This is a genomic window from Pseudoalteromonas luteoviolacea (genome assembly GCF_018100925.1).
GTDB lineage: Bacteria > Pseudomonadota > Gammaproteobacteria > Enterobacterales > Alteromonadaceae > Pseudoalteromonas > Pseudoalteromonas obscura.
Window position 1 is genome coordinate 1 of sequence record NZ_JAGJEH010000002.1, and the last position, 25,657, is coordinate 25,657.

Here is a 25,657-nt window from a genome sequence, read left to right on the forward strand (position 1 = left end):
GAAAAAGCCCGATTCGAAAGAGTCGGGCTTTTTTCGTTTAAGTCCCTCAGCAGTGGTTAAAACGGCTCATTTCACCTTGCGCAAAAGAGCTGTACTCACTTTGTTCGCTGTCGCTAGCCTTTTGCACTCTAGACCCTGAAACGAGTTCAGGGTGACGAAAAGGGGGCTTGCAGAAATAGTGGCCTTAGCAACTGTTAAACTAGCTCACTTCACCTTGCGCGAAAAGAATGCCAGCGCTTCGCGCCGTGTCATAAACCTTTCGCACGATATTCACCTTGCGCAAAAGAAGCGTACTCACTGCGTTCATTGTCGCTAACCTTTTACACTTTACTTGCGCAAATTGAACGTACTCGCTTCGCTCACTGTCGTTACATTTTGCACGATGTCATCCTGAGCTCGTTTCAGGATCCATGTTTTTAATGTTATAGGTGGCTGTCTTAGCAGTTGTCAAAACAGCTCACTCCCCCTTGCGTAAAAATGATGTCAGTACTTTGTCATTAGGCTTTTGCACCTTGCTGCGCACTAGAGATGTATTTACAGTGTTTAATGCAATATTTTGATGTGTGAGGAGTTCATCAGTTTGTATTAGGAGAAAAAATTTGTAAAAACTAGAATAAGCCGTCCAATTGGGAAGTGAAGGAAAGTGAAATAAAATCACTCTGATTTTATTTGAAAACTATCTAACCTTGGACTGTTAACGGCTTAGCACATTATTGCTATTACCTTTTAAATGTAGAGACATCGTTGGGTGTTTGCTTTATATTTCAATAACCAGTTGAAAATAATACTTAAAATTGGTTTTTCATATGCGCTTGTATAAGGATTGACTATTGCAATCACTCAACTTGAATTAAGTTTGTTTAAGAATTGATATTAATGAATAAAACTTGCTGTTGTAAATTTTAGTTTACAAAAAGAGGTGTTTTTGGTTAAATTTAAGTTAAATAAATTGTTTATTAATTCTACATTTGCGCTACATTTTGATTGGAAATTAACCAAATGACATAATAAAGGAACAAGTATGCGTAAATTAAACACACTAGCATTTGCGGTCTTGGCGGGTCTTTCGGGCAGCTGCTTAGCACAAGCAGAACTAATGTCTGTAGACCAAAACAGTGCAATTGAAGATCAGTATATTGTGGTCTTTAAAACGCCGGCCGTTATGAATGCTGCGAGCAGTGCTGCCATTTCTAACTATGCAGCGAGTCAAGCTCAAGCTTTGAGCACTCAGCATAATGTGCAGGTTACTCAGCATTTTGATGGTGTTTTAAATGGTGTTGTAGTTACAGCTTCAAAACAGAAAGTACAAGAACTACTAAACAATCCGAGTATTGACTACATTGAGCAAGACCAAATTGTAACAGTTACTCCAATGGTTGATGCAAGCGCAGATCAAGGCAATGCAATCTGGGGCTTAGATAGAGTTGACCAAAGAGACTTGCCTTTAAACAGCAACTATCACTATGACTTTGATGGTAGCGGTGTAACGGCATATGTAATCGATACGGGTGTTCGAATCACACACGCAGAGTTTGGCGGCCGTGCAAGCCATGGTTACGACTTTGTTGATAACGATGCAGACTCAAGTGACTGTAATGGTCACGGTACTCACGTTGCTGGGACGATTGGCGGTGGTGCATATGGTGTAGCTAAAAACGTCAACGTAGTAGGTGTGCGTGTTTTAGGATGTAATGGCTCTGGTTCCTACTCTGGGGTAATCTCAGGTATTAACTGGGTTAAGAACAATGCAAGTGGCCCATCTGTCGCAAATATGAGTTTAGGTGGTGGTGTATCTCAGGCGGTTGATGATGCTGTAAATGCAGCTGTGGCGTCAGGTGTGACCTTCGTTGTTGCCGCTGGTAACGATAACAGCAGTGCATGTAACTACTCACCAGCACGTGCTGCTGACGCCGTAACTGTCGGTTCTACAACTAGCTCTGATGCTCGTTCAAGCTTCTCAAACTATGGTAATTGTTTAGATATCTATGCGCCAGGTTCTAGCATTAAGTCAGCTTGGTATAATTCAGACTCAGCAACAAACACAATCAGCGGTACATCAATGGCAGCACCTCATGTAGCTGGTGTTGTTGCTCTATACCTAGATGAGAACCCATCGTTGACACCTAGCCAGATTGACACCTTACTCAGCTCTCGTAGCTCTAAGAATAAGGTCAGTGATGCGAAGACTGGTTCACCAAATGAATTGCTATTCTCGCTAGCAGATTCAACGCCACCACCACCACCTCCTCCGTTACCAGAGCTTGATGATGGTGTCGCAGTAAATGCGAGTGGAGCTAAAGGTGAAGAATCAAATTATTTGTTCAAAGTACCTGCGGGTAAAACCACGTTAACAGTGAAACTCTCTGGTGGTACAGGTGATGCGGATCTTTATGTCCAACAAGGTCAACAGCCTACTCAAAGCAGTTACTCTTGTCGTCCTTACAAAAGTGGTAACGAAGAAGTTTGTACCTTTAATAACCCTGTGGCAGGCGACTGGTATATCATGTTACACGGCTATAGCGCATACTCAGGTGCAAGCTTAGTAGCAAGCACTGCTGGAGATGGTGGCGGCTGTGGTAGCAATTGTTTAAGCAATGGTGTACCTGTGACTAACTTATCAGGTGCTTCTGGTAGCGAGGTCGCATACACGATTGACGTACCAGCCAATGCGACTGTTAATGTGCAAATATCTGGTGGTTCAGGTGATGCGGACCTATATGTGAGAAAAGGTGCAGCACCAACAACAAGCACATATGATTGCAGACCATACCGAAATGGTAATGCTGAAACTTGTAGCTTAACGAATACTGGAGGAGACGCGACGTACCACATCATGTTACGTGGATACAATGCTTACTCAGGTGTTACTTTGACAGGCAGTTTCTAATAATGAAATAAAAAGGGAGCCATTGGCTCCCTTTTTATTTAATAGACTTTACAGATAAGTCCTTTAAGGTAGAACCCTTCAGGATAAAACCCTGCGATAGGGTGATCGGCAGCTTGATTAAGCCTTTCCATTATCATCAGGTCTTTTCCTGCATCAAGTGCAGCATCTGCAACGACTTTTTGAAATAAATTTTGGTCCATTAAGCCTGAGCATGAGAAAGTCAGCAACGTACCGCCGGGTTTCAATAACTGCATAGCAAGCATATTGATATCCTTGTACCCTCTGCATGCACCTGTGAGTTGTGCTTTGCTTTCGGCAAATTTCGGAGGATCCATAACGATGGTATCAAACTCCCTGCCTTCGTCGCGGTATTCTCTAAGTAACTTAAATACGTCCTTTTTGACAAAATCTACTTTACTGAGGTCAAGATCATTATGTTCAACATTTCTTTTGGCTGTGTCTAGTGCTGGTTGCGATACATCGACATTAATCACTTCATCACAACCACCTCTGAGTGCGTAAAGGCTAAACGTGCCGGTATAGCAAAAACAATTCAGCACACTTTTACCCTTGGAGAAACGCTCTAGCGCAGCGCGACTGTCGCGTTGATCGAGATAAAAACCAGTTTTGTGCCCACCAATAATATCTACTTCTAACTTAAGGCCATTTTCTTCGATTAATACTGGTTCGTGTGGGGCATCTCCGTGCAGCACACCTGTGATTTTCTCGAGGCCCTCTTTTTTCCGTACATCTACGTCGGAACGTTCATAGACATGGCAATCTGGGAATAATTCACGTAAAGCAGCAACGATTTCGCCTTTATGCCTTTCTGCACCAGCACTGAGAAGCTGGCACACCAAATATTTGTCAAACTTATCAATAGTAATGCCGGGTAGCCCATCAGATTCTGCAGCACTGAGCCTAAAGCCGGTCAGCCCACCTTCTGATATTGCATAGTCTCTTACTGCTAATGCACGTGCTAAGCGACGTTTAAAAAATGCTTGGTCAATTTGTTCGCTTTCATCAAAACTCCAGATCCGTGCGCGGATCTGAGAACTTGGACTATATGCTGCGGTAGCCAGATATTGCCCATCATGACTGTAGATTTTTACAATATCTCCAAGTCCTGGTTTACCTTTGATCTTTTTTATTGCTTTGGAAAATATCCATGGGTGTTTTCTTTTAAGAGATTTTTCTCGGCCGGGTTGTAAATACAGCGCGCAAGACATATAAATTCCTTACTAAGTAGAATCCTGTCATTTTAGTGAAGGGGGTTCCAACATACAATGTGAAGCAGAAGGTTTAAGTGAAAATGATGGAAAATATGAATAAGTTTGAAGCAGCATTTAAGGAATTTATGCTTGATACACCCTTTGCTGATACAGCACACGACCTTTCGCATATACAAAGGGTTGTAAAAACTGCAAAACAGCTAGCGATAGAAGAAGGGGCTGATTTAGATGTTGTTGTTCCAGCAGCTTGGCTACATGACTGTGTCGCAGTAGCAAAAAATCACCCGGATCGTGCTTTTGCATCAAAAATGGCTGCCGATAAAGCAGAAAGGTTTCTGATTGAAATCGGGTATCCGGAAGATAAATTAGAAGGTATATATCACGCAATCGTTGCGCATAGCTTCAGTGCAAACGTGCCGCCAACGACATTGGAAGCACAAATCGTACAAGATGCGGATAGAATGGATGCATTAGGGGCAATTGGTGTGAGTCGATGTATGAAAGTTGGCGGTGCAATAGCCAGGCACCTATACCATACCGAAGACCCGTTTTGTGAGAAAAGAGAGCCGGATGATAAGAGTTATACCATTGATCATTTCTTTGTGAAATTGCTGCACATTGAGTCACAGATGCACACTGAGGCAGCAAAAAAAGAAGCGCAAAGGCGCACGGAGTTTATGCAACTATTCTTGAGGGAATTAGGGCGTGAAATATCGAATGACTAGGTAAAAGTTACCTAGTCATCCTTTTGACGAAGACAACGACGAATAGCGCCAGTGAAAAGCTACCAATAAAAGCTTCTATGGTCGCTATAAGGCGTGTAATCCCAACTGGTGTGATATCTCCGTACCCTAAAGTAGTAAATGTAACAACACTAAAATAAAAGCAATTGAGCATTGAGTGGAGATTCTGCTTGAGAGGGGCATTGGTGGCAAACTGAATGATTTCACCGTTGTAATTGATACCCAGCATAAAATAGCAAAGCGCACACAATAAAATCATACCTAAGCTAAAGCGAATTACATTTTCTGGTTTTTCTCCATACCCACATAACATGTCAATAAAGCTTGAAACTAAGCGCTTTTTTGAATAGGTTGGGTACTGCGCATGACGCATGCGCAATTCGCTATAGGTATACTTTCCTGCCATCTCAAACAAGCCCTGCTGTTCAGCGCCTTTTCTTAGCAGTCTGTAGATCTCTTCGCTTTGCAAATATAAATCTTGCGCTTCTTCCACATTTTTTTGTTTGGTTGCTTCAATTGCTTGTTTTTCTTGTAATAACTTGTCGCCCAATACAAGGTTGTCAATTCTAGTTGCATTGAGCTTCACTCCTAGAATATTGGTGTTTTCTAACTTGCAGCAGTGTAGATTTGCATCCCTTAAATCCGCTTTCATTAGAGATGCATTTTGAATTGTGCTGTTAAAGAGGTGAGCACCGTGTAAGTTCGCTCTATAAAAATTGCTATACGATAGGTCATAGCCGTTGTGATCATTAAACTTAACGAGATTTAGCCCTTCCAAATTGGCTCTTTTCAGCTCAAGTCCTTGCAGTAATCCCCCTTTTTTGGCATAACGTTCGAGTTTGTGAGATAGCTCTAACCCACTTTTGTCGAATTTGGCATCATGCCAAAAACAATATCCAGAGCCCATGTCTATTTCTTGACACTTGTGTCCATCAGGAGATGTATACTGACATTTAGGTTTATTGTTCATGGCAGCCTGTTTTTTCCGTAATAAGTATAAAGGTTAGCAGCAAATTAGATTGATAGATGAAAAAGCAATAAATTTACTATGAATTTCAATTACCAACTTAAGCTCAGTCGACGAAGAAAGACAGTTGCAATTAAAGTAAAACCGGATGGGGTTGTCGTTTACGCGCCTGAGGGGATTTGCGAAAATTGGTTAACGGCTTGGCTGCACTCAAAGCAAAGCTGGGTTGCTCAAAAACAGCGTTTGGTAGCGGATACGCTGCCATGTAAAAAAACACCATTAGAAAAAGTTACAATCTTTGGTGATTGCTACGTAGTTTGTTATGGACATTCATCTGCCTATATTGATCATCAACACCATCGCATCTATATAAAATCTTCTATGCAACAACACAGAGATATCCACATTGGAGAAATATATGATTTGTTTAAGGTTGAGCTAATAGCCTATTTACATGCTCGATTGCCTTACTATCAGGCATTGATGGGGTCGAAATATAAAACTCTAAAAGTACGCTTTTATAAACGACGTTGGGGCAGCCTCTCTAGTAAAGGTGTATTAGCTTTCAACAGTGCTTTATTAAGTGCACCTAAATGGGTGATTGATTATGTGATTGTACATGAGCTCGCGCATTATCATGTAATGGCACACAATCATGCGTTTTGGTGTATTGTCGGACGTTTTTATCCTGAATTTGAAACAGCGAAGGCTTATTTGAAACAGGAAATAAAGCTTATTCACTAGAAATAAAATATGAAATGAAGATGCAAAGAATTAAAATTAAGATAAAAAGGAAGTGGTGGAGGGAGCTGGATTCGAACCAGCGAAGGCTGAGCCGTCAGATTTACAGTCTGATCCCTTTGGCCGCTCGGGAACCCCTCCATAACAGATTTTTAAGTACAAAGTGGTGGAGGGAGCTGGATTCGAACCAGCGAAGGCTGAGCCGTCAGATTTACAGTCTGATCCCTTTGGCCGCTCGGGAACCCCTCCAATTGTACTTTGTCGTTGATGGTGGAGGGAGCTGGATTCGAACCAGCGAAGGCTGAGCCGTCAGATTTACAGTCTGATCCCTTTGGCCGCTCGGGAACCCCTCCTCAACAACGGCGCTGATAATAACAAAGTTTTTGGCGAAGTAAAGAAATGTCCTAAAGTTTTTTCAAAAAATGCCGATAAATTTTCAGACTTTGAAAATTTTGGCGAAAATCCATGCAGATAGAACAATTGTTACTCAAGGAAGCGCAGTTAGGCAATGCGTTAAGTTTGAGTGTCCATGAATCGCGTAGAAGCGATTTTGCTCTGCTCTTAAGTGCATTGTCACAAGATGCATTGGACTTTAGCCAATTTGACTTACCACGAAGTGCTGTTGACGAAGCTGATAAGTCTGAAGAGGCATTGCGAAAAGAGTTGCAAGTAGGTCCGAAGCAACCTTTGGCACCTGAAGAGTTTGACTTTTTAATTGGTCAATACAACCGATATTTTGTGAAAGATGGTGGGCTAGAAGATATCAAGCTAAATGAGTGCCTTGATCCTGAACCATTTCATATTCGTGACGATAAAACGCATATCCCTTTAAACGTCATGGAAAACCTAGAGCCGGCAGTGAAAGCAAAACTATATAAACAAAAGCATCCTGAAATCGAAGTTAAAGAAAGAGAAATAGATGCTGCCGGGTTTTATGATCAGTTAGCCAGTGGAGAAATGCAGTCTCAGTTAAGTGTGGCTGTATAATCGCTTTATTATGATTCTGATAGGATAGGGAGTACTGATTAAATTTCGAAAGTGGCGTTGGTGAGGTAACGCCACTTCAGGCTGAATACATGTTATCCGTGACACTTCTTGAACTTTTTCCCACTTAAGCAGGGACAAGGATCGTTTCGGCTTACTTTTTTACTCTCTTCAGGGTAAAGAGCGCCGTCAAGATATAGCCAGGCGCCATTCTCTTTTACAAATCTGGAGCGTTCATGCAACACGCTCAGCTGCACCCCTTCCAAATACGATGCTTTGAATTCTACATATTGATATTGGTCATCTTGATCAGTTTCAATAACATCCAAATGAACAAACTTAACTTGTTGAGCGAACATAAGTATATCTTCGACTGTGTGCTCGCTGCGTGTTTTTGATGCATACGTATTTAAAATATACTCACATTCCTTTGTACAGTATGCACTATAACGAGAGCGCATTAGCTGTTCAGATTGGTGAGGAATAGACTGTCCTTTAATAAATGGCTTGCAGCATTGCTCAAAGGCTTGTGTGTTACCACAAAAACACATAAATGACCTATATAGTTAGTGTGTGAGCTTTGATAGTGGCAATTGAGCAAAGTCTTTAAAGCAGTATAGTGCTGTTTTAGAGTGATTTAGGCTACGGTATTCAATTTGCTTTTTCGTCAAAATACCCGGCCAAGTGATGACAGCCGCAAAATTACCATTGGACAAAGCGCTATCCAGAGTATGTTCTAAGTTTATCAGATCCTTTTGCTTAAGCACTAGTAGCTTATTCACATCGATATTATAGCCATCTAACATAGATTTACTGAAAACCTGATCAGGTGCTATCAAAAGTGTCCAACCAGCTTTTGAATTACAACGAGATAAGATTTTTAAAAGTTCATTACTGGTGGTTGTTTCATCGTATGCATCCAAGATATTCAAACTACTGGCATGGCTAATGCTGCTCGATTGCGTTTTTACATTGGGTGTGATTGGTAACATGATTAGACCACTGATTCTTTATACAGTGCATATACAGTATTTCATACAGTGGTTTTAATCAAGTTTTATTTGATGTTTTTTTGTTCACTTCGAATCATTAACACCTGCAGTCTATTCTGGGTTTGCCCCAAAATGCATTTGCTGATGGATTTGTTCAAATAGTGTCGCGGCATAACATTGTGCGTCTATATAGCGTTTTGTTGTTAGGTGGGGGCGCACTTCATTGAGAGTGCTTAATGCCGCGCTATTGCCTTGACTCTGCGCTAGACTTAACCAAGCTACACCGTGAAAAACACTTTTAGGTACGCCTTGACCTTTTATAAATAACAGGCCTAAATAAAATTGTGCTTTGTTGTCACCTGACATCGCTGCCAATCTCATCCATTTAGCGGCAAGCGGATACTGCTTTTCTTTGATGTAATAAAGGCCTTTTTTATAAGCTTGCTCTGGATCTTGTGCCTTTGGCCAGCTGTGTTTGGGGTCTGGTTCTTGGGTAACAAATTCGAGTACATTGAATAGTTGTTGCTCGAGGTCTCCGCCATAAGCTTTTGTAGATTGATTGCTTTTCATACTCTCTTCACTTATTACAACTTAGTTTTCATTGTAGCTGATTTTTAGTTTATTTGTCCGTTTATGGCGAGGAAATATGGTAAAATCGCCCCCCTCGTTTCCATTTAAAATACAAAGACATGCTAGAAAAACTATTTTCTCTCAAAGCGCTACAGACCAATGTAAAAACGGAGGTTGTGGCAGGGCTCACTACATTTATTACCATGGTTTATATTGTATTTGTTAATCCGGCTATGCTGGCGGAAGCTGGCATTGATCATGGTGCAGCGTTCGTTGCCACGTGTTTAGCCGCAGCAATTGGCTGTTTTATCATGGGCTTCTTTGCAAATTACCCATTGGCTTTGGCACCAGGTATGGGGTTGAATGCATTTTTTACATATGGTGTTGTTTTAGGTATGGGGCATAGCTGGCAAACTGCCTTGGGAGCGGTCTTCCTATCTGGGTGCTTGTTTTTACTACTGAGTATTTTCAAAATTAGAGAGTGGGTTATTCAGGCAATTCCAGTGGTACTAAAGCGTGCGATAGCAACTGGGATAGGCGCATTTTTAGCTTTGATCGCATTAAAGAATGCTGAAATTATTGTTTCGAGTCCAGCCACATTTGTGCAACTTGGCGATATCACCAGTCCCGGCCCTTTGTTGGCCATTTTCAGCCTTTTTGTGATAACTGCATTGATGTATAGAGAGTGGAAAAGTGGCGTACTGATCAGCATTTTATTAGTCACAGTTATTGCTTGGGGGGCTGGCTTGGTTGAGTACCAAGGCATTGTTTCTGCGCCACCGAGCATTGCGCCTACTTTAGGGCAGCTAGATATCGTTGGCGCATTGGAAATCACCATGTTGAGTGTGGTATTTGCTTTCTTATTTGTTGATCTTTTCGATACTAGCGGCACCTTGGTGGCTGTAACTCAAAAAGCGGGTATTGCAGATGAAAAAGGGAACATGCCGAGGTTAGGACGCGCTTTATCTGCGGATAGCACGGCGACAGTAGCAGGTTCGTTTTTAGGGACGTCTACGACGACTTCTTATATCGAGTCTGTATCTGGTGTTTCTGTTGGCGGACGCACGGGACTTACTGCTGTGGTTGTGGGCTTTTGCTTTTTACTTATGATGTTTTTTGCACCTTTGGCAAAAATGGTGCCTGCATATGCAACTGCTGGTGCAATTCTGTATGTCTCTGTTTTGATGTTGCAAAACCTGAAGCTGGTGAACTGGGACGATATGACAGACGCGATCCCTGTAAGTGTGGTTTTGTTGATGACGCCGCTAACATTCTCAATTGCACATGGTATAGCATTGGGTTTTATTGCTTACACTGCGGTAAAGCTGGCTTGCAACAAAAAAGACGATATATCCATCAGCGTGTGGGTTCTGACAGTGTTATTTATCGTCAAATTTGCGCTTAGTTGATCACCATTTCTTTTTCGGGGCGAAAAGGACGTCCAAATCGTCCTTTTCTTTTTCTGCTTTTTTCTTAACTGCAGAGGCATTCGAGGCCTTAAGTTCAGTACTAATTTCGTTGAGATAAGCCTCTAGCTGATTCTTTTTCTCAGTTACATACTCATCGCTATAGGTCACAGCCATGATGGTCGCATAGGCTTTTTCAAAGTACTGTCTGGCTGAGCCAACCATGTTGGCTGTTTTTGCAGATAGGCCTCGTTTGATTTGACTCTCAACGTTAATGCGCAGTTGGATTTTCTCTAAACGGCGGTCTTCTTTTACAAAAACTTGAGTATCCACTTTACCTTTACTGTGTTCAGAGCGCAAAAGCTGACGAAGCTTTTTGATGCCCTGCACTAGCGCAATCAGTTGTTTGTCGTTATCTGGCAATGAGACTTTATCGCTGTCAGTGAGATTTGCCGTTTCTGTATTCATGCGTTCTTGAGATTCGTGCAGTCGATTTTTAAGTTCTCTTGATGTGGGAGTCAGCTCTACCATCATGGCTAACGCATCATGAACGCGCTTTTGAATCACCCTAAGCATGTCTCCTGACATAGGGATATTTGTGCTATTGACGAGAACATCCTCGGACTCTTCTATAATCCGCTTTTGTTTTGCTAATTCTTTACGTCTTTCTGCTTCTTGTTTTTCTTTATGTTGCTGAATTGCACTAATCCAAACAGCTATCACAACTAAAGCAACAATCAACAATATTATTATGTAAACAAACATACCCGAATCTCTACGAAAACTACCCACGGCGATAATTTTTTATATTACATCAAACAATTGTATATTGGATAGTTTTAATAACAAGGTGTATGTAAATGAATTTGAATACACCACTTTTTCAGTATAGGCGTTTCTAATTCGTTTTTCTTATATGATTGCGTAAATGTTACAATTACTATCAGGCTACCAATAACTATGCTAGTCTTACAAAAGATCCGACTCGGCGTTCCGCGTAAACCAAGTCACTTATTGGATAACAACTAAAAAAATAAACAATGTTATGAAATTACAACAATTGAAATACATAGTTGAAGTACTTAATCATAATTTGAATGTATCTGCTACCGCTGAAAGTCTTTACACTTCTCAGCCAGGTATTTCAAAACAAGTACGTATGCTAGAAGATGAATTGGGTGTGCAGATCTTTGGCCGTAGTGGTAAGCACCTTACACATGTAACCAGTGCTGGTAATGAGATCATCAATATTGCCAGAGAAATTTTGTCAAAAGTTGAAGGTATCAAAGCGGTTGCAAATGAACACACTTTGCCTGATCAAGGTAAATTAAACATTGCAACGACACATACCCAAGCAAGATATGCTTTACCTCCTGTTATTCAAGGGTTTATGCAAAAGTATCCGGCTGTTTCTTTACACATGCATCAAGGTACTCCGCAGCAAATATCAGATGCGGCTGCGAGAGGTGACGCGGACTTTGCAATTGCAACAGAGGCGCTCCATTTATACGGTGATTTGATCATGTTGCCATGTTATCACTGGAATAGAAGCATTGTGGTAACGAAAGATCACCCACTAGCGCAGCTTGGAAAAAATATTACGGTACAAGACGTAGCTAAGTATCCACTCATAACCTATGTATTTGGTTTTACAGGTCGCTCTGAACTAGATAAAGCATTTAATGCACATGGCCTTGAACCACACATTGTATTTACCGCAACAGATGCAGACGTGATTAAGACATATGTAAGGCTTGGATTGGGCGTAGGGGTATTGGCAACTATGGCTGTTGACGATATTGCTGATAAAGATTTGGTTTGTATTGATGCGAGCCATCTGTTTGAAGCGAGCACAACAAAAATTGGCTTCAGAAAAGGTAGTTTTTTAAGAGGCTACATGTATGACTTTATAGAGCGTTTTGCGCCGCATTTGACGAAGGATGTGGTTGAAAAAGCAAGCCTTATGCGTAATCAAGATGATGTAGATGCATTATTCGCTAAAGTCACATTACCAGTAAAATAAAAGCCACGTTTTGAATAGTCTACTTGTAGACTTTCTCTTTGCGGCTTTAATTTAAAACCCAACTTGTGTTGGGTTTTTTTGTTTTAGCACTCAATAATATTTACGGCAAGACCGCCGCGTGCAGTTTCTTTGTATTTGGTCTTCATATCGTTACCTGTGTCTAGCATGGTTTTGATGACCTTGTCCAAAGAGACCTTTTGCTCTCCTGTACCTCGAAGAGCAAGTCTTGAGGCATTGATGGCTTTTACTGCACCCATTGCATTTCGTTCGATACACGGCACTTGTACTAATCCCCCAACAGGGTCACAGGTTAAGCCTAGGTTGTGTTCCATACCAATTTCAGCTGCGTTTTCCACATGAACGACATTGCCACCCATGATTTCAGTCAATGCACCAGCGGCCATTGAGCAGGCGACACCAACTTCACCTTGGCAACCAACCTCTGCACCTGAGATAGAAGCGTTCTTTTTATAGAGGATACCAATAGCAGCGGCTGTCAGTAAGTAGCGCGTTGCAATTTCGACATCAACTTCTTTGATAAAGGTGTGATAGTACATCAATACGGCTGGTAATATACCGGCAGCGCCATTGGTCGGGGCGGTGACGACTCGTCCTCCAGCTGCATTCTCTTCATTCACGGCCAGGGCAAATAAATCAACCCAATCCATTGCACGTAATGGATCATTACTGTTTTCTACATTGAGTTTAAGGTATAGGCTCGGTGCTCTGCGTTTTACTTTTAACCCACCCGGAAGGATCCCTTCGGTACGCATCCCTCTTTCGGTACACGCTTTCATTACCTGCCAAATATTGAACAGCTCTTGTTTTATTTCACTTTCACTGCGAAGGGTTTTCTCATTAGCCATCATGAGGGCGGAAACACTTAGCCCAGTCTCCTTACAGATGTTTAAAAGTTCTTCAGCTGTATCAAACAAATAGGGCGCTGGATTTTGTTCTCGCACATCAAGTGCTGCTTGCTTTTCCGCTTCGAAATCTTGATCCGTGACAATGAACCCGCCGCCAATCGAATAGTAGATCTGGCTATGTAAGAGCGTGTCACCTTTATACGCTTGGATTTCCATGGCATTGGAATGCTTCGGCAGTGTTTTTCGACGGTGAAATACAACAGCGCCTTGCTTTGGGAAATCAGCTTTATGTTTTTGGTCAAGATAGATTACTTGCTCTTGCTCAATTTTTTCGAGTATTTCTGGAACAAGATCTGCGTCGATAGTTTCAGGGTCATGGCCAGCAAGGCCTAATATGACCGCTTTACCTGATCCGTGACCGATACCTGTTTGACCAAGGGAACCAAATAATTCGACTTTTACAGAAGTGACGTCGTCAATTAATTTACTATTTTGTAGATCTTTGACAAAAAGACGCGAAGCGCGCATTGGACCAACAGTATGGGAAGACGATGGCCCAATACCGATGCTAAACATATCGAATGCACTAATCATAAAATTTACTCATCATTGCCTCTGAACGGGCGCACATAATAACGTTAATTATTGCAGAAGTAACCCGTTATTGGATGGAAATTTGACAATTGTAATGAGTTTACGAAAGCGACTTGGTTAATTTTTTTATAATGCTTGCAGTCGCCCCCCATAAAAGACCATGTGAAGTCATGAATCCATTGATATTTATGGTGTTGCCACGGATTTGACAAGGGTAGCTCTGCCATTGATTAGGGTCCATTAAAGCGCTTAATGAAACCGTAAATACGCTGTCGACTTCACTACTGGTTTGTTGCCAAGTGGCTGAATTTTGCACTCGCGCTACGACCGGAGTAATATGAAATCCGCTCAAGGAGCTGTGTGTTGGCAGCTGACCAAGCGTTGTGACTTGCTCTCTAGCGAGGCTAATTTCCTCGAAGGTTTCTCTAAGGGCGGTATCTTCAGCTGAACTATCATGTTGCTCTACTTTTCCGCCAGGAAAACAAATTTGGCTTGGATGTGCTCTCAAGCTGGCGTTACGTTTACACAGTAATATGTGCGCACTGCCTTCTACTTCAACGAGCGGTACTAAAACGGCACTTTGAACTCCCTGCAGTGTCTTATTGGAAGCAGCAAAAGGAGACAGTCTAAAACTACTAATTAAATGATCGAGTTTCATTGCAGTATTGGTAAAATTTTATTGACCTTGTGATAGGTTTCTTGATACTCAGCTTCGAGTTCTGAATCGGCGACAATCCCGCCTCCAGCCCAGCAATAGATTTTTTGCTCCTCACACACCAAGGTACGAATTGTAATGGAGGTATCCATATCGCCACAGGCGCTTAGGTAACCCATAGAACCACAGTACGCACTTCTGCGATGGGGTTCAAGCTCTTCTATTATCTCCATCGCTCTAATTTTCGGTGCGCCTGTAATTGAGCCCCCTGGAAACGCAGCGTGTAGTTGATCAACGGCTTTTTTACCTTCGGCGAGTTCACAAGTCACAGTACTGACGAGATGATGAACTGCAGGGAAACTTTCTATGTCGAATAGCTTTGGTACGCTGACGGAACCTGGTTTTGCAACTTTACCTAAGTCATTGCGAAGCAAGTCGACAATCATTACGTTTTCAGCACGATCTTTACTGCTATTTTGTAACTTGAGTGCTTGTTCATTGTCTGCTTGTTGGTCAGTTAAGCGCGGTAATGTACCTTTTATTGGTTTTGTTTCAACTTGCCTTTGGCGTACAGATATAAATCTCTCGGGCGAAACAGAAACGATGGCTGAATCATTGCCTAAATTGAAATACGCAGAAAATGGTGCCTTATTGTGTTGCCTTAATTTTTTGTAAGCTGCCCATGGGGAGCCTCTGAACTGCGCACTGAACCTTTGCGCTAGGTTAATTTGGTAACAATCACCGCTCAATAGGTAGTCTTGAATACGCTGAAACTTGCTTTGATATTCTTGCTTGGTCATATTAGATTGCCAATCGCTACACAATTCAAACTGATGGTGCTCGGCATTGTTCGCAATTAAACTCATATACCGCTCAAGCCGATTCACGTCCGGCTGAGACACATAAAACCATTGTGCCTGCTTGTTGTCGTAAATCAGGGCGTCAAGATAGAGACCAGCAGACATGTCGGGAAGTGAAATATCCGATGTGGCATGCGAAGGCAATGATTCGATATACCGGCCTAAGTCGTAACCAAAATAACCAAGCCATCCGCCGCAAAAAGGCAGTGCATGAATGCGCTGTGAGCAAAGTTTATCTAAATGATGTTGTAGTATTTCAAATATACTCTGCTGTTGCTCAACGTCATCTATATAAACTCGTCCGTTTTTAGCTTCTAGTACATGTACTGGCGCAAAGCTGATAATGTCAAAACGACTATTCTCGTGCGCTGCGTTACTAGAATCTAAAAGAATAGCGTGATGTTGAGTTGCAATTTGTTCAAAAACTTCAACGGTTGAGAGTGAAATGTCAACGGCAATGCAATTATTCTGTGCATTTATCATTTACTTGACCCTGAAAACTAGCCCGAAACGGGCGAGGAGGTTATCATAATTAGAAATGAATCTATAGAGTAGTGAAGTGATAACTCATAACCATATTCATACTGGGGTCTGGTTGAGCAAAATAGGGGCACCCAAAGATTTTGTGACTTACTCGCAGTATTACTGGTAATTCGTTAGCATAGTACTACTTATCAAGAACATGCCATTTAGTTAGATTAAGTGGCTAATAAAGGAACCGTCATGAGCATTATCCGTCAGCAAGATTTTATTGATAGCATTGAAGATGCGTTACAATATATCTCTTTTTACCATCCTCTTGATTTTGTACAAGCATTAGAAAAAGCTTATAACAATGAGCAAAGCAAAGCCGCTAAAGATGCAATTGCACAAATTCTGATCAACTCGCGTATGTCAGCTGAAGGCAAGCGTCCACTTTGCCAAGATACGGGTATTGTTACCTGCTTTGTAAAAGTGGGTATGGACGTAAAATGGGACAAAACGGATTTAACTGTACAACAGATGGTTGATGAAGGCACACGTCGCGCCTATACAAACCCAGACAACCCATTGCGCGCTTCAATCGTTGCAGATCCTGCTGGTAGCCGCAAGAATACAAAAGACAACACGCCATCTGTGGTACATGTAGATTTAGTGCCAGGTGCTGAGGTTGAAGTGATGATCGCTGCTAAAGGTGGTGGTTCTGAGAATAAAACTAAAATGGCGATGTTAAATCCATCGGATGACGTTGCTGCTTGGGTCGAAAAAACGTTACCAACAATGGGGGCAGGCTGGTGTCCACCGGGCATGATTGGCATTGGCATTGGTGGAACAGCGGAAAAAGCAGCCGTTTTAGCTAAAGAATCCCTGATGGACCCGGTAGATATTCATGACCTTCAAGAGCGTGGTGCTGAGACAGCGGAAGAAAAGCTACGTTTAGAAATCTTTGAAAGAGCGAATAAACTAGGTATTGGTGCCCAGGGCCTTGGTGGCTTGACGACGGTTGTTGATGTAAAGATCAAAACTGCACCTACTCATGCAGCATCAAAGCCTGTAGTTATGATCCCGAACTGTGCTGCTACTCGTCACGTACATTTCACGCTTGATGGATCTGGCCCTGCAGATCTTAAAGCGCCAAAACTAGAAGATTGGCCTGAAGTGACTTGGGAAGTGGGCGAAGATACGCGTCGCGTAAACTTAGACACATTGACTAAAGATGATATCCAAGATTGGAAGATGGGTGAAACAGTATTGTTATCAGGTAAAATTTTAACTGGTCGAGATGCTGCTCACAAGCGCCTGCAAGAAATGATTAATTCAGGAGAAGGCTTACCGGAAGGTGTGGACTTTACTAATAAGTTCATTTATTACGTTGGTCCTGTTGATGCGGTGGGTGATGAGGTGGTAGGTCCTGCTGGCCCGACAACTTCTACGCGTATGGATAAGTTCACTGACTTAATGTTAGAGAAAACAGGGCTTGTTGGTATGATAGGTAAAGCAGAGCGTGGCCCAGCAACTGTAGAGTCTATCAAGCAAAACAAGGCTGTATATTTGATGGCTGTAGGTGGTGCTGCTTATTTGGTTGCGAAAGCGATTAAGAAATCTCGTGTTGTTGCTTTTGAAGATTTAGGTATGGAAGCAATTTATGAGTTTGAAGTGGAAGATATGCCTGTAACAGTAGCTGTAGATAGTGAAGGTGCAAATGCACATACTCAAGGGCCTGCTATCTGGAAAGCAAAAATTGAAGAGCTTGATAGTAAATTAAGCTAATTTCTTCAAAAGGCAGGCTGTTCTAATCTCAGCCTGCCGATGCTACTGTTATTAGCACATTTGACTACCAGGCGTTATTTTTGCACATCGAGGAGTACCTGTAATCCCAGGGATCCCCGGAGGGCCCCCAGTACCGCCAGCCACAAACATGGTTTTCTCCATCTTTACATCATTATCCGAGAGTGTTTTAAGTTCTTTTTTTACTAACTTTACTTTCATTTAAATATCCTTTTGAACTCTTAATATTATTATTTAATTTGCCGATACGGCTCTTTGTATATTATATGCAAAATTGAATCGGTCAATTGGTTACGTATGAAACATTTAATAGTTTAAAATTCTGAGTGAAATTTAAGCATATTTGGCGTGTAAATTTATACTTACAAGAGATTCTTTGTTTACGTTTACGTAAACAGAAAGTGTGAATTAAAGAGGTATTTATAATTAAATATGTTTATAAGTTAATCTATATTGGATTGAACTTTCCTATTTGTTTTTTATATTGGATTGTTTATGTGTGATGGTGAGATGTTCAGCTTAGATCATCTCATTTGCTGGATTGACTAATGGGTTAATGATAGAGTCAGGCCAATTTCAGCGCTATCTGACATGGTCAGACAATAATCGGAGAATAATCAAAGTGGCTGTATTTAACCAAGTTGAATTTGATAACCATGAACAAGTTGTGTTTTGTTCTGATGAAAAATCGGGTTTAAAAGCGATTATCGCAGTACATAATACTAAGTTGGGGCCGGCTGTAGGCGGTTGTCGCCTATGGGATTATGCAGAAGATCAAGATGCAGTTTACGATGTTTTACGTCTTTCAAAAGGCATGACATACAAAAATGCTGTTGCACGTCTTCCGTTTGGTGGCGGCAAGTCGGTGATCATTGGCGATGCAAAAACAGTCAAGTCTGAAGCTTTATTCAGAGCATTTGGAAAACACTTAGAAAGACTAGGTGGTAGCTATTACTCTGCAGAAGATGTAAACATCACAACTGGTGATGTGATGATGATGCATAAAGAAACCAACTATGTACTTGGTCTTGAGGGTAAAAGTGGTAACCCTTCACCATTTACTGCACTAGGTACGTTTTTGGGCATCAAAGCGGCTTATCAACACAAACATGGTCATCAAGACCTATCTGGCGTAAAAGTCTCTGTTCAAGGTCTGGGTGCTGTTGCTTATAGTTTATGTAAGTATTTACATGAAGCAGGCGCACAGCTTTTTGTGACTGACATTAATGAAGCTTCAGTTGCGCGCGTAGTGAACGACTTCAATGCAACCGCTGTAGCAATTGACGAAATCTATGACCTAGATGTAGATGTTTATGCTCCTTGTGCTTTGGGTGCGACTGTAAATGATGAGACTATCCCTCGTATCAAGGCCTCAATCATTGCTGGTTGTGCTAACAACCAATTAGCAGAGCCTAGACATGGTGATGTGCTGCGAGAAAAAGGAGTTCTTTATGCTCCTGATTATGTTATCAATGCGGGTGGCATCATTAATGTTTATTACGAAACAAAACCTGAAGGCTATAATGAAGCACTAGCAACAAAGCATGTTGAAGGCATTTTTGATACGCTAGCGGAAATATTTAAGCGTTCAGACGATGAACAAAAATCTACCCATGTTATCGCGGATGAGCTTGCATTAGAAATCATCGAAAATGGGCTGTGATAGATTAGTATTGCAGCTATAATAGAGGGCGATTATCGCCCTTTTTTTGTCGCTGTATTTATGAAAAAAATAAATCTAACTACTTGGGAACGAGCTGAGCATTTTCAGTTTTATCAGCAATTCGATGACCCAAACTTTAATGTTGTCACTTCTCTTGATACTCATTCTTTATATGTAGATGCACAAGAGGCAAAGCTGCCTTTTTCGGATTGTTATCTATACTGCTTAACACAAACGCTGAGAGCATGCGACTTTATGCGTTTGCGCATTGTTGATAGTGCCCCTGTAGAAATTGATGACGTAGCAATTAGTAGTACATTCTTGGCAGAGAACAAAACTTTCAGATTTATTTTGTTAGAAAACTGCGATTCCATTGATGAATTTGTCACAAAGAACCAAGCTAATAAGCAGCGAGGGCTAAAACAGCGATTACTAAATGAAGAATTTATGTCTCAAAGTGATGCTGTCGATCGAGTTTATGTTTCTATATTACCTTGGTTTGAGGTATATGGATTCAAGCATGCTCGTCATAATGGGGATAATTTAGGCATCCCTAAAGTTGTTTTTGGTAAATTTAACAAGGAGAAAAATAGCTTATCCGTAGCAATAGAGGTACATCATGGATTGGTTGATGGGTATCATTTATCACTGTTTTTAGATGAATTCCGTCGTCAGATCATTGCGTTATGTGAATATTTGCAAAGTAAAAAAAATTTCAGGGGCTGATAATATTGTGTTATATGCAATTCTTTTTTCCTGCGAAAATATTCTAACGCAATGAAAAATAAAGCCAAACTGATGATTTTTAATGTAGATGAAAACAAAACTTGGTTAATTTTTAACTGTAATAAATTGTTAATTAAGTTGCTTTGTGTATGAAAAGTAAGTGATTTAAGTTTTTTTTCTTTGTTTTGTTGTTAATGCAATGTTTTATTTCAAGTTATTAGAAGTACTATCGCAAAATTAGTTTTAAACATGAAGTTGACATGGGCAAATGCATTTAGCATTATTGCACGGTTGATACTTCTAAAAAGGTATCCGGGGTACTCTTCTTTAGTTGAGTGCAAAAATTATAAAAGTAACATTACTTAATTGGTTGGGAACTATGTCTGTTAAAATCAGAAAGAGTCTTGTAGCTTCAGCGTTATTTGGCGCAGCAGCATTTGCAAGCAGCAATGTGATGGCAGATCCTTTGAATGACATACAGAAAGTAGGTCAGCAAACTCAAAAGGCTGCTCAAAAGTCTCAAGAAAAAGTTGATAAAATTTACGGTCAGTCTATCGATATGATCGCTGAATATCGTACTACTGTAGATGAAACAGAGCTTCTAAAAGTATACAACGACCACGTTGCACGTTTGGTAGCGGACCAAAATGCAAATATTGAGTCTCTAGAGCGTCAGATCGCAACAGTTGATAAAACTAAGCAAGACGTTGTGCCTTTGATGTATCGCATGATTGATACACTCGAGCAATTCATCAAAGCGGACGTCCCGTTTGATACAGAGAAGCGTTTAGAGCGTGTTGAAAGACTACGTGAAACACTATCTAACGCAAAAGTAACCACTTCTGAGAAATATCGTCAGGTACTTGAAGCATACACAGTTGAAACTGCTTACGGTACTGCAATGACTGCTTCTCAAGGTTCACTGGAAATCGACGGTAAAAATATCAACGTTGACTTCGCACGTCTAGGTCGTATTGCATATGTTGCTCAGTCATTCGATCAAAAGAATGCATGGGTTTGGGACAACAGTGCAAAGCAGTGGCAATCACTAGGTGAAGAATATCTTAAGCCTATTAAAGACATGATCCGTATTGCACGTGGTCAGGCTGCCCCTGAACTAGTTAAACTTCCTATTTTCGGCGCGGAGTAATAAAACATGAAGAAGCTATTTAAAGGTTTTGCAGTTGCTGCAGCATTAACAGTTTCTGCTGGTGCCGCGTTGAATGCACATGCAAACACTGAAGCACTAGACAAGATCCTTGAGCAAGTTAAACAGAACCGTATCTCTGAAGGTAAAATTAACAAAGCTCGTGAGCAAGAATTCTTGTCTGAGCGTGCTGACAAGCAGGCTCTACTAAACAAAGCTAAGCGTGACCTTGCTGCTGAAAAAGCACGTGGTGAGCGTCTTAACAAGCAATTCAAGCAAAACGAAATCACTCTTTCTGAGAAAGAAACTGAGCTAGTAAACGCACAGGGTACTCTTGGTGAGATGTTCGGTGTTGTACGTCGTTCAGCGGCAGATGCTATCGGTTCAATCGAAGCGTCAATCGTAAGTGCTGAAAAGCCAGGACGTGCAGAAGTTCTTCGTTCTCTAGCAGCAGCTAAAGAGCTTCCAACTACACGTGAACTAGAAGAGCTTTGGATTGCTTTCCAAACTGAAATGACTGAATCTGCTAAGACATCTACTTTCGAAGCTGAAGTAGCTGAATTAAGCGGTGACATCAATGTTAAGCCTGTTACTCGTATCGGTAACTTCAACCTAATCACTCAAGACGGTTATGTTGTTTACGATGCAGAGAACAAATCAATTGTTCCTCTAGGTAAGCAGCCTGCATCAAACGTTGTTGCTACAATTGGCGACCTTCTTAACACGCAAGCTAGCAGCTACGTACCTTTCGTAGTTGACCCAACTCGCGGCGCAATTCTTCGTCTAAACACGCAGAAAGCAACTCCAGAAGAGCGTTGGCACCAAGGTGACACGGTTGGTTACATCATCACAGCATTGTTAGCGCTAGGTGCATTAATCGCACTTGTACGTTTCGTTGACCTTATGCTTGTTGGTGCGAAAATCAAATCGCAAATCAAGAATGCGAACAACCCAAGTGACAACAACCCACTTGGTCGTATCTTGAAAGTTTACCATGACAATAAGAACCAAGACGTTGAAAACCTTGAGCTTAAACTTGACGAAGCTATTCTACGTGAAACGCCTCGCATCGAAGCTGGTATCAACATCATCAAGATCCTTGCTGCTATCGCACCGCTACTAGGTCTACTAGGTACGGTTGTTGGTATGATCTTAACGTTCGAATCAATTACTCTATTCGGTACTGGTGATCCGAAGATCATGGCAGGTAACATCTCTCTAGCACTTGTTACAACCGCTCTTGGTCTAATTGCTGCGCTACCACTAATCCTACTTCACGCTATTGTAGCAGGTCGTAGTAAATCAATCCTACACGTTCTTGACGAGCAAAGCGCGGGTATCGTTGCTGCGCACGCGGAGAAGGAGAAAGCATAATGCTAGTCCTGGTGGAGACGTGGGAATCTATCAGGGATTTTGTTGCTACAGGCGGCGACGTACTGTTCGTTGTCGCGATGGCACTCTTTCTTATGTGGGTATTAATGATTGAGCGCTATTGGTTCCTATTAGTTGAATTCCCTAGAATGCATAAGGGGATTGTAGCTAAATGGGATGCCCGCCAAGATACTACATCTTGGTACGCACACAGAATCCGTGAAGCATGGGTTTCTGAAGCGTCTGAAAAATTAGATGAGCGTATGTTGATTATCAAGACATTGGTTGCAATGTGTCCATTAATCGGTCTACTAGGTACAGTTACAGGTATGATTTCGGTATTCGAAACCATGGCTACACAAGGTACTGGTAACCCGCGTTTGATGGCATCAGGCATTTCAATGGCAACGATACCAACAATGGCTGGAATGGTTGCGGCACTATCTGGTGTATTCTTTAGCACTCGCCTAGAAGCGAGAGCAAAAATGGCTAAAGAAAAACTTATCGATAGCTTGCCACATCACTAGAGAGAGATATAAATATGGCACGTAAACAGCGTTTTCGTGAAGAAGAAGAAGCAGCAGTAGATATGACGCCGATGCTTGACATCGTATTCATCATGTTGATCTTCTTCATCGTAACTACCTCTTTTGTTAAAGAGGCAGGCATTGAAGTTAAAAAGCCAAAAGCTGCACAGGCTCAAACTAAGAAAAATGCAAACATCTTTATCGCTATCCGTGAAAACGGTGAGATTTGGATGGACAAGCGTCAAGTCGATGTTGAGCGTGTAAGCGCTAACCTTGAGAACCTATTGGCTGAACAACAAACTGAGACTGTCATTATCCAAGCGGATAAAGGCGCTAAGCACGGTGTTGTTGTGAAGGTAATGGACCAGATCAAGGCAACTGATGATGGACTGAAGATTTCAATAGCTGGAGCTAAGTAATGATTCGATTTCTGTTTTCACTTCTCGCAGGTGGGGCAGTAACTTTCGGCTTATTCTTCTTTATGTCTTACCTCATCTCCGGTGGAGCTGAAAGGGCAGACAACCAAAAAGAAGAGATCATAGTCGAGATTATGTCGAATCCGCCTGAATCAGATGTGCAGGAGAGGAAGCGTGTACCGCCTCCACCTCCTCCACCGCCTAAGCAGCCGCCTAAACCGCAGCCGCCACAGCCAGAGAACTCAAACCCTGCTGCTGGTGCAATTGGTTTTAACATGCCTAGCATCAGTATTGGTGGTACGGCAGGTGGTCTAAGTGGCCCTGGTGATTTCGGTCGTGATGGTGAAGCAACACCTATCGTTCGTATTGAACCTAAATACCCGCCACAAGCAGCGCGTGATGGTAAAGAAGGCTGGGTACAGCTTGAATTTACAATCAATGAGCTTGGTGGCGTAGAAGATATTAAAATTATCGCAGCTGAACCTAAGCGTATTTTCAACCGCGAAGCGCAACGTGCACTTCGTAAGTGGAAGTACAGACCAAAGATTGTTGATGGTAAACCACAGAAACAATTTGGTATTCAGGTTCAACTTGATTTCAACCTTAACCAGGACTAAGGAGTAAGATATGAAGCAAATGTCAAAAGCAACAGCTCTTGCTCTGATGATGTCTATAGCTGGCGGTGCACTAAGCACCGCAGCATTTGCAGCGCCAGATCCAGCAAAGATCGAAGCGCGCAAAAGTGCTAAGACTAAAGTCATGGGTGAGCGTGTTGGTAAAAAGGTCATCAAAGCATTTGACCTATACAACGAAGATAAAGTTGACGAAGCAATCACTTTACTTCTTGAAATCGATGCGTCTGACGATTTTGATAAGGCTACGGTTAATCGTTACTTGGGTAACCTTTATGCTCAGAAAGAAGAGTATAAGACGGCTATCAAGTATATTCGTCAAGCAGTAGGCCCTGATGTACTTAACTTTAAAGATCATGCTGATCTATTAAAGTTACTTGGTGACCTATTAATTGGTACTGAGCAGTATGAAGGTGCTAAAAAAGCTTATTACGACTGGATGGACTTTACGGGTGAACAAGACCCTAAAGTTTATGGTCGTATTGCTCAAGCAAACTACGAGCTTAAAAAGTTTGCTGATGTAATCGAGCCTGCTGACCAAGCGATTGCTTTAAATAAAGAAGAACCTAACAAGTCCTATTACATGCTAAAAATCGGTTCATATTTTGAACTGAAGCAGTATCAGAACGCTGTTAGTGTTGCCGAAACTCTTGTTAAAATTTTCCCAGAAGATAAGCAGGTTTGGACTCAACTTGGTTCATTCTATATGCAGACAGAACAGTACCGTAAAGGTCAAACTGTGATGGAGATTGCATATGACAAGGGCTATTTTGATAAAGAGAACCACTACAAGATCCTTGGTAGTTACTACTCATTGAATGAGATACCTTTTAAAGCGGCTAGTACGTTTGAAACGGCTATCAAAAACAAACACATTGAGCGTACAAAGCAAAATGTGACTGCGACGGCAAGTTACTTCCACCAAGCGAAGAACATTGACAAAGCAGCGAAGTACTACGAAGAAGCAGCAAAGTTTGATGACGACCCAGAGATGTACAGAAAGGCCGGTAGCTTATTGCTGCAAGACCTTCAGTATGCAGCTGCTGTTGTTCGTTTAAACAAAGCGCTTGAGCTTGGCTCGAAGAAGAAGGGTACTATCTACTCTGATTTGGCTGAAGCTTATCTTTATCAAGAGAAGTACAAGCAAGCATACCGTGCAATTATGAAGGCTCAAGAAGATCCTAAAACACGCAGGTTTGCTCGCAGCTGGGCTGCATTCATTAAAGAAAAAGCACAGCGTAAAGGCATCAGTCTTTAATTTAAAAGCCCCGAAAGGGGCTTTTTTATTGCTTGTAACTAAAGTTTGATTCAAAACATATTCCTGTCGAAAAGTTTGCGTAAACTATGCTATGCATTCCATTGTGTGGCGATCTCTTTAAATACTTAC

At 41.6% G+C, this 25,657-nt stretch carries 25 protein-coding genes and 3 tRNA genes; 15 read left to right on the top strand and 13 right to left on the bottom strand.

Going from position 1 to position 25,657, the window contains the following annotated elements:
• Positions 1-1,021: 1,021 nt before the first annotated feature.
• Positions 1,022-2,887: a S8 family peptidase gene (locus J8M00_RS02910; protein ID WP_211008879.1), complete on the top strand. Its 1,866-nt coding sequence runs from the start codon at positions 1,022-1,024 to the stop codon at positions 2,885-2,887.
• A gap of 38 nt (positions 2,888-2,925) precedes the next feature.
• Here the strand turns inward: J8M00_RS02910 and J8M00_RS02915 are convergent, their stop codons facing one another.
• Positions 2,926-4,116 (bottom strand): class I SAM-dependent methyltransferase, encoded by a 1,191-nt coding sequence (locus J8M00_RS02915; protein WP_211008880.1) that lies wholly within the window; start codon positions 4,114-4,116, stop codon positions 2,926-2,928.
• Between the two features lie 95 nt (positions 4,117-4,211).
• Between J8M00_RS02915 and J8M00_RS02920 the strand changes: the two genes are divergently transcribed.
• Positions 4,212-4,844 (top strand): HD domain-containing protein, encoded by a 633-nt coding sequence (locus tag J8M00_RS02920; RefSeq protein ID WP_247687211.1) that lies wholly within the window; start codon positions 4,212-4,214, stop codon positions 4,842-4,844.
• A gap of 7 nt (positions 4,845-4,851) precedes the next feature.
• Here J8M00_RS02920 and J8M00_RS02925 read toward each other — a convergent pair whose 3' ends face one another.
• The gene (locus tag J8M00_RS02925) at positions 4,852-5,832 is read right to left on the bottom strand and encodes an ion channel (protein WP_211008882.1); all 981 of its coding nucleotides are present in this window, start codon (positions 5,830-5,832) and stop codon (positions 4,852-4,854) included.
• 78 nt (positions 5,833-5,910) lie between these two features.
• Here J8M00_RS02925 and J8M00_RS02930 point away from each other — a divergent pair, with 78 nt between their 5' ends.
• Entirely contained in the window at positions 5,911-6,573 is a 663-nt protein-coding gene (locus tag J8M00_RS02930) for a M48 family metallopeptidase (RefSeq protein WP_211008883.1), read from the top strand.
• Between the two features lie 53 nt (positions 6,574-6,626).
• Here the strand turns inward: J8M00_RS02930 and J8M00_RS02935 are convergent.
• The 3 genes from J8M00_RS02935 to J8M00_RS02945 all read right to left on the bottom strand — a co-directional run bounded on the left by J8M00_RS02935 (position 6,627) and on the right by J8M00_RS02945 (position 6,923).
• A tRNA-Tyr gene (locus J8M00_RS02935) sits at positions 6,627-6,711 on the bottom strand.
• A gap of 23 nt (positions 6,712-6,734) precedes the next feature.
• Positions 6,735-6,819 (bottom strand) — tRNA-Tyr (locus J8M00_RS02940).
• 19 nt (positions 6,820-6,838) lie between these two features.
• Positions 6,839-6,923, bottom strand: a tRNA-Tyr gene (locus tag J8M00_RS02945).
• Between the two features lie 112 nt (positions 6,924-7,035).
• Between J8M00_RS02945 and J8M00_RS02950 the strand changes: the two genes are divergently transcribed.
• Positions 7,036-7,557: a VC2046/SO_2500 family protein gene (locus tag J8M00_RS02950; protein ID WP_211008884.1), complete on the top strand. Its 522-nt coding sequence runs from the start codon at positions 7,036-7,038 to the stop codon at positions 7,555-7,557.
• Positions 7,558-7,649: 92 nt separating this feature from the next.
• On the opposite strand, the gene J8M00_RS02955 is transcribed toward J8M00_RS02950, so the two are convergent.
• The 3 genes from J8M00_RS02955 to J8M00_RS02965 all read right to left on the bottom strand — a co-directional run bounded on the left by J8M00_RS02955 (position 7,650) and on the right by J8M00_RS02965 (position 9,116).
• Positions 7,650-8,105 (bottom strand): YchJ family protein, encoded by a 456-nt coding sequence (locus J8M00_RS02955; RefSeq protein WP_211008885.1) that lies wholly within the window; start codon positions 8,103-8,105, stop codon positions 7,650-7,652.
• 15 nt (positions 8,106-8,120) lie between these two features.
• Positions 8,121-8,546: a SulA-like leucine-rich domain-containing protein gene (locus tag J8M00_RS02960; protein ID WP_247687212.1), complete on the bottom strand. Its 426-nt coding sequence runs from the start codon at positions 8,544-8,546 to the stop codon at positions 8,121-8,123.
• A 111-nt stretch (positions 8,547-8,657) separates the two neighbouring features.
• Positions 8,658-9,116: a tetratricopeptide repeat protein gene (locus J8M00_RS02965; protein WP_211008886.1), complete on the bottom strand. Its 459-nt coding sequence runs from the start codon at positions 9,114-9,116 to the stop codon at positions 8,658-8,660.
• 119 nt (positions 9,117-9,235) lie between these two features.
• Here J8M00_RS02965 and J8M00_RS02970 point away from each other — a divergent pair, with 119 nt between their 5' ends.
• Complete coding sequence (locus tag J8M00_RS02970; RefSeq protein ID WP_211008887.1) at positions 9,236-10,525, top strand: NCS2 family permease; 1,290 nt, start codon at positions 9,236-9,238, stop codon at positions 10,523-10,525.
• On the opposite strand, the gene J8M00_RS02975 is transcribed toward J8M00_RS02970, so the two are convergent.
• Positions 10,526-11,287 carry a hypothetical protein gene (locus J8M00_RS02975; protein ID WP_211008888.1) on the bottom strand — a complete coding sequence of 254 codons (762 nt, stop codon included), beginning with the start codon at positions 11,285-11,287 and terminating at the stop codon, positions 10,526-10,528.
• Positions 11,288-11,567: 280 nt separating this feature from the next.
• Here J8M00_RS02975 and cysB point away from each other — a divergent pair, with 280 nt between their 5' ends.
• A complete protein-coding gene (gene cysB, locus J8M00_RS02980) occupies positions 11,568-12,545 on the top strand; it encodes an HTH-type transcriptional regulator CysB (RefSeq protein WP_023402261.1) in 978 nt (325 codons plus the stop codon).
• Between the two features lie 83 nt (positions 12,546-12,628).
• Here the strand turns inward: cysB and J8M00_RS02985 are convergent, their stop codons facing one another.
• The 3 genes from J8M00_RS02985 to pabB all read right to left on the bottom strand — a co-directional run bounded on the left by J8M00_RS02985 (position 12,629) and on the right by pabB (position 16,003).
• On the bottom strand, positions 12,629-14,005 hold the full coding sequence (locus tag J8M00_RS02985; protein WP_211008889.1) for an L-serine ammonia-lyase: 1,377 nt from the start codon (positions 14,003-14,005) through the stop codon (positions 12,629-12,631).
• Between the two features lie 100 nt (positions 14,006-14,105).
• Positions 14,106-14,663, bottom strand: a complete 558-nt coding sequence (locus tag J8M00_RS02990; RefSeq protein ID WP_211008890.1) for a CoA pyrophosphatase — start codon at positions 14,661-14,663, stop codon at positions 14,106-14,108.
• Positions 14,660-16,003: an aminodeoxychorismate synthase component I gene (pabB, locus tag J8M00_RS02995; protein WP_211008891.1), complete on the bottom strand. Its 1,344-nt coding sequence runs from the start codon at positions 16,001-16,003 to the stop codon at positions 14,660-14,662. The genes J8M00_RS02990 and pabB overlap by 4 nt, the downstream gene beginning before the upstream one ends.
• A gap of 240 nt (positions 16,004-16,243) precedes the next feature.
• Between pabB and J8M00_RS03000 the strand changes: the two genes are divergently transcribed.
• On the top strand, positions 16,244-17,770 hold the full coding sequence (locus tag J8M00_RS03000) for a fumarate hydratase (protein ID WP_211008892.1): 1,527 nt from the start codon (positions 16,244-16,246) through the stop codon (positions 17,768-17,770).
• Between the two features lie 51 nt (positions 17,771-17,821).
• Here J8M00_RS03000 and J8M00_RS03005 read toward each other — a convergent pair whose 3' ends face one another.
• On the bottom strand, positions 17,822-17,989 hold the full coding sequence (locus J8M00_RS03005; RefSeq protein ID WP_211008893.1) for a hypothetical protein: 168 nt from the start codon (positions 17,987-17,989) through the stop codon (positions 17,822-17,824).
• 421 nt (positions 17,990-18,410) lie between these two features.
• Here J8M00_RS03005 and J8M00_RS03010 point away from each other — a divergent pair, with 421 nt between their 5' ends.
• From J8M00_RS03010 to J8M00_RS03045, 8 genes are all read left to right on the top strand, one after another.
• A complete protein-coding gene (locus J8M00_RS03010; protein ID WP_211008894.1) occupies positions 18,411-19,451 on the top strand; it encodes a Leu/Phe/Val dehydrogenase in 1,041 nt (346 codons plus the stop codon).
• 60 nt (positions 19,452-19,511) lie between these two features.
• Complete coding sequence (locus J8M00_RS03015; RefSeq protein ID WP_211008895.1) at positions 19,512-20,177, top strand: CatA-like O-acetyltransferase; 666 nt, start codon at positions 19,512-19,514, stop codon at positions 20,175-20,177.
• A 379-nt stretch (positions 20,178-20,556) separates the two neighbouring features.
• Positions 20,557-21,327: a DUF3450 domain-containing protein gene (locus J8M00_RS03020; RefSeq protein WP_023402253.1), complete on the top strand. Its 771-nt coding sequence runs from the start codon at positions 20,557-20,559 to the stop codon at positions 21,325-21,327.
• Positions 21,328-21,333: 6 nt separating this feature from the next.
• Complete coding sequence (locus J8M00_RS03025) at positions 21,334-22,698, top strand: MotA/TolQ/ExbB proton channel family protein (protein WP_211008896.1); 1,365 nt, start codon at positions 21,334-21,336, stop codon at positions 22,696-22,698.
• The gene (locus J8M00_RS03030; protein ID WP_023402251.1) at positions 22,698-23,222 is read left to right on the top strand and encodes a MotA/TolQ/ExbB proton channel family protein; all 525 of its coding nucleotides are present in this window, start codon (positions 22,698-22,700) and stop codon (positions 23,220-23,222) included. Before J8M00_RS03025 ends, J8M00_RS03030 begins: the two co-directional genes overlap by 1 nt.
• A gap of 14 nt (positions 23,223-23,236) precedes the next feature.
• Positions 23,237-23,641: an ExbD/TolR family protein gene (locus J8M00_RS03035; RefSeq protein WP_023402250.1), complete on the top strand. Its 405-nt coding sequence runs from the start codon at positions 23,237-23,239 to the stop codon at positions 23,639-23,641.
• Positions 23,641-24,255, top strand: a complete 615-nt coding sequence (locus J8M00_RS03040) for an energy transducer TonB (RefSeq protein WP_211008897.1) — start codon at positions 23,641-23,643, stop codon at positions 24,253-24,255. Before J8M00_RS03035 ends, J8M00_RS03040 begins: the two co-directional genes overlap by 1 nt.
• Positions 24,256-24,265: 10 nt before the next feature.
• Complete coding sequence (locus J8M00_RS03045) at positions 24,266-25,528, top strand: hypothetical protein (protein ID WP_211008898.1); 1,263 nt, start codon at positions 24,266-24,268, stop codon at positions 25,526-25,528.
• The last annotated feature ends 129 nt before the right edge of the window (positions 25,529-25,657 follow it).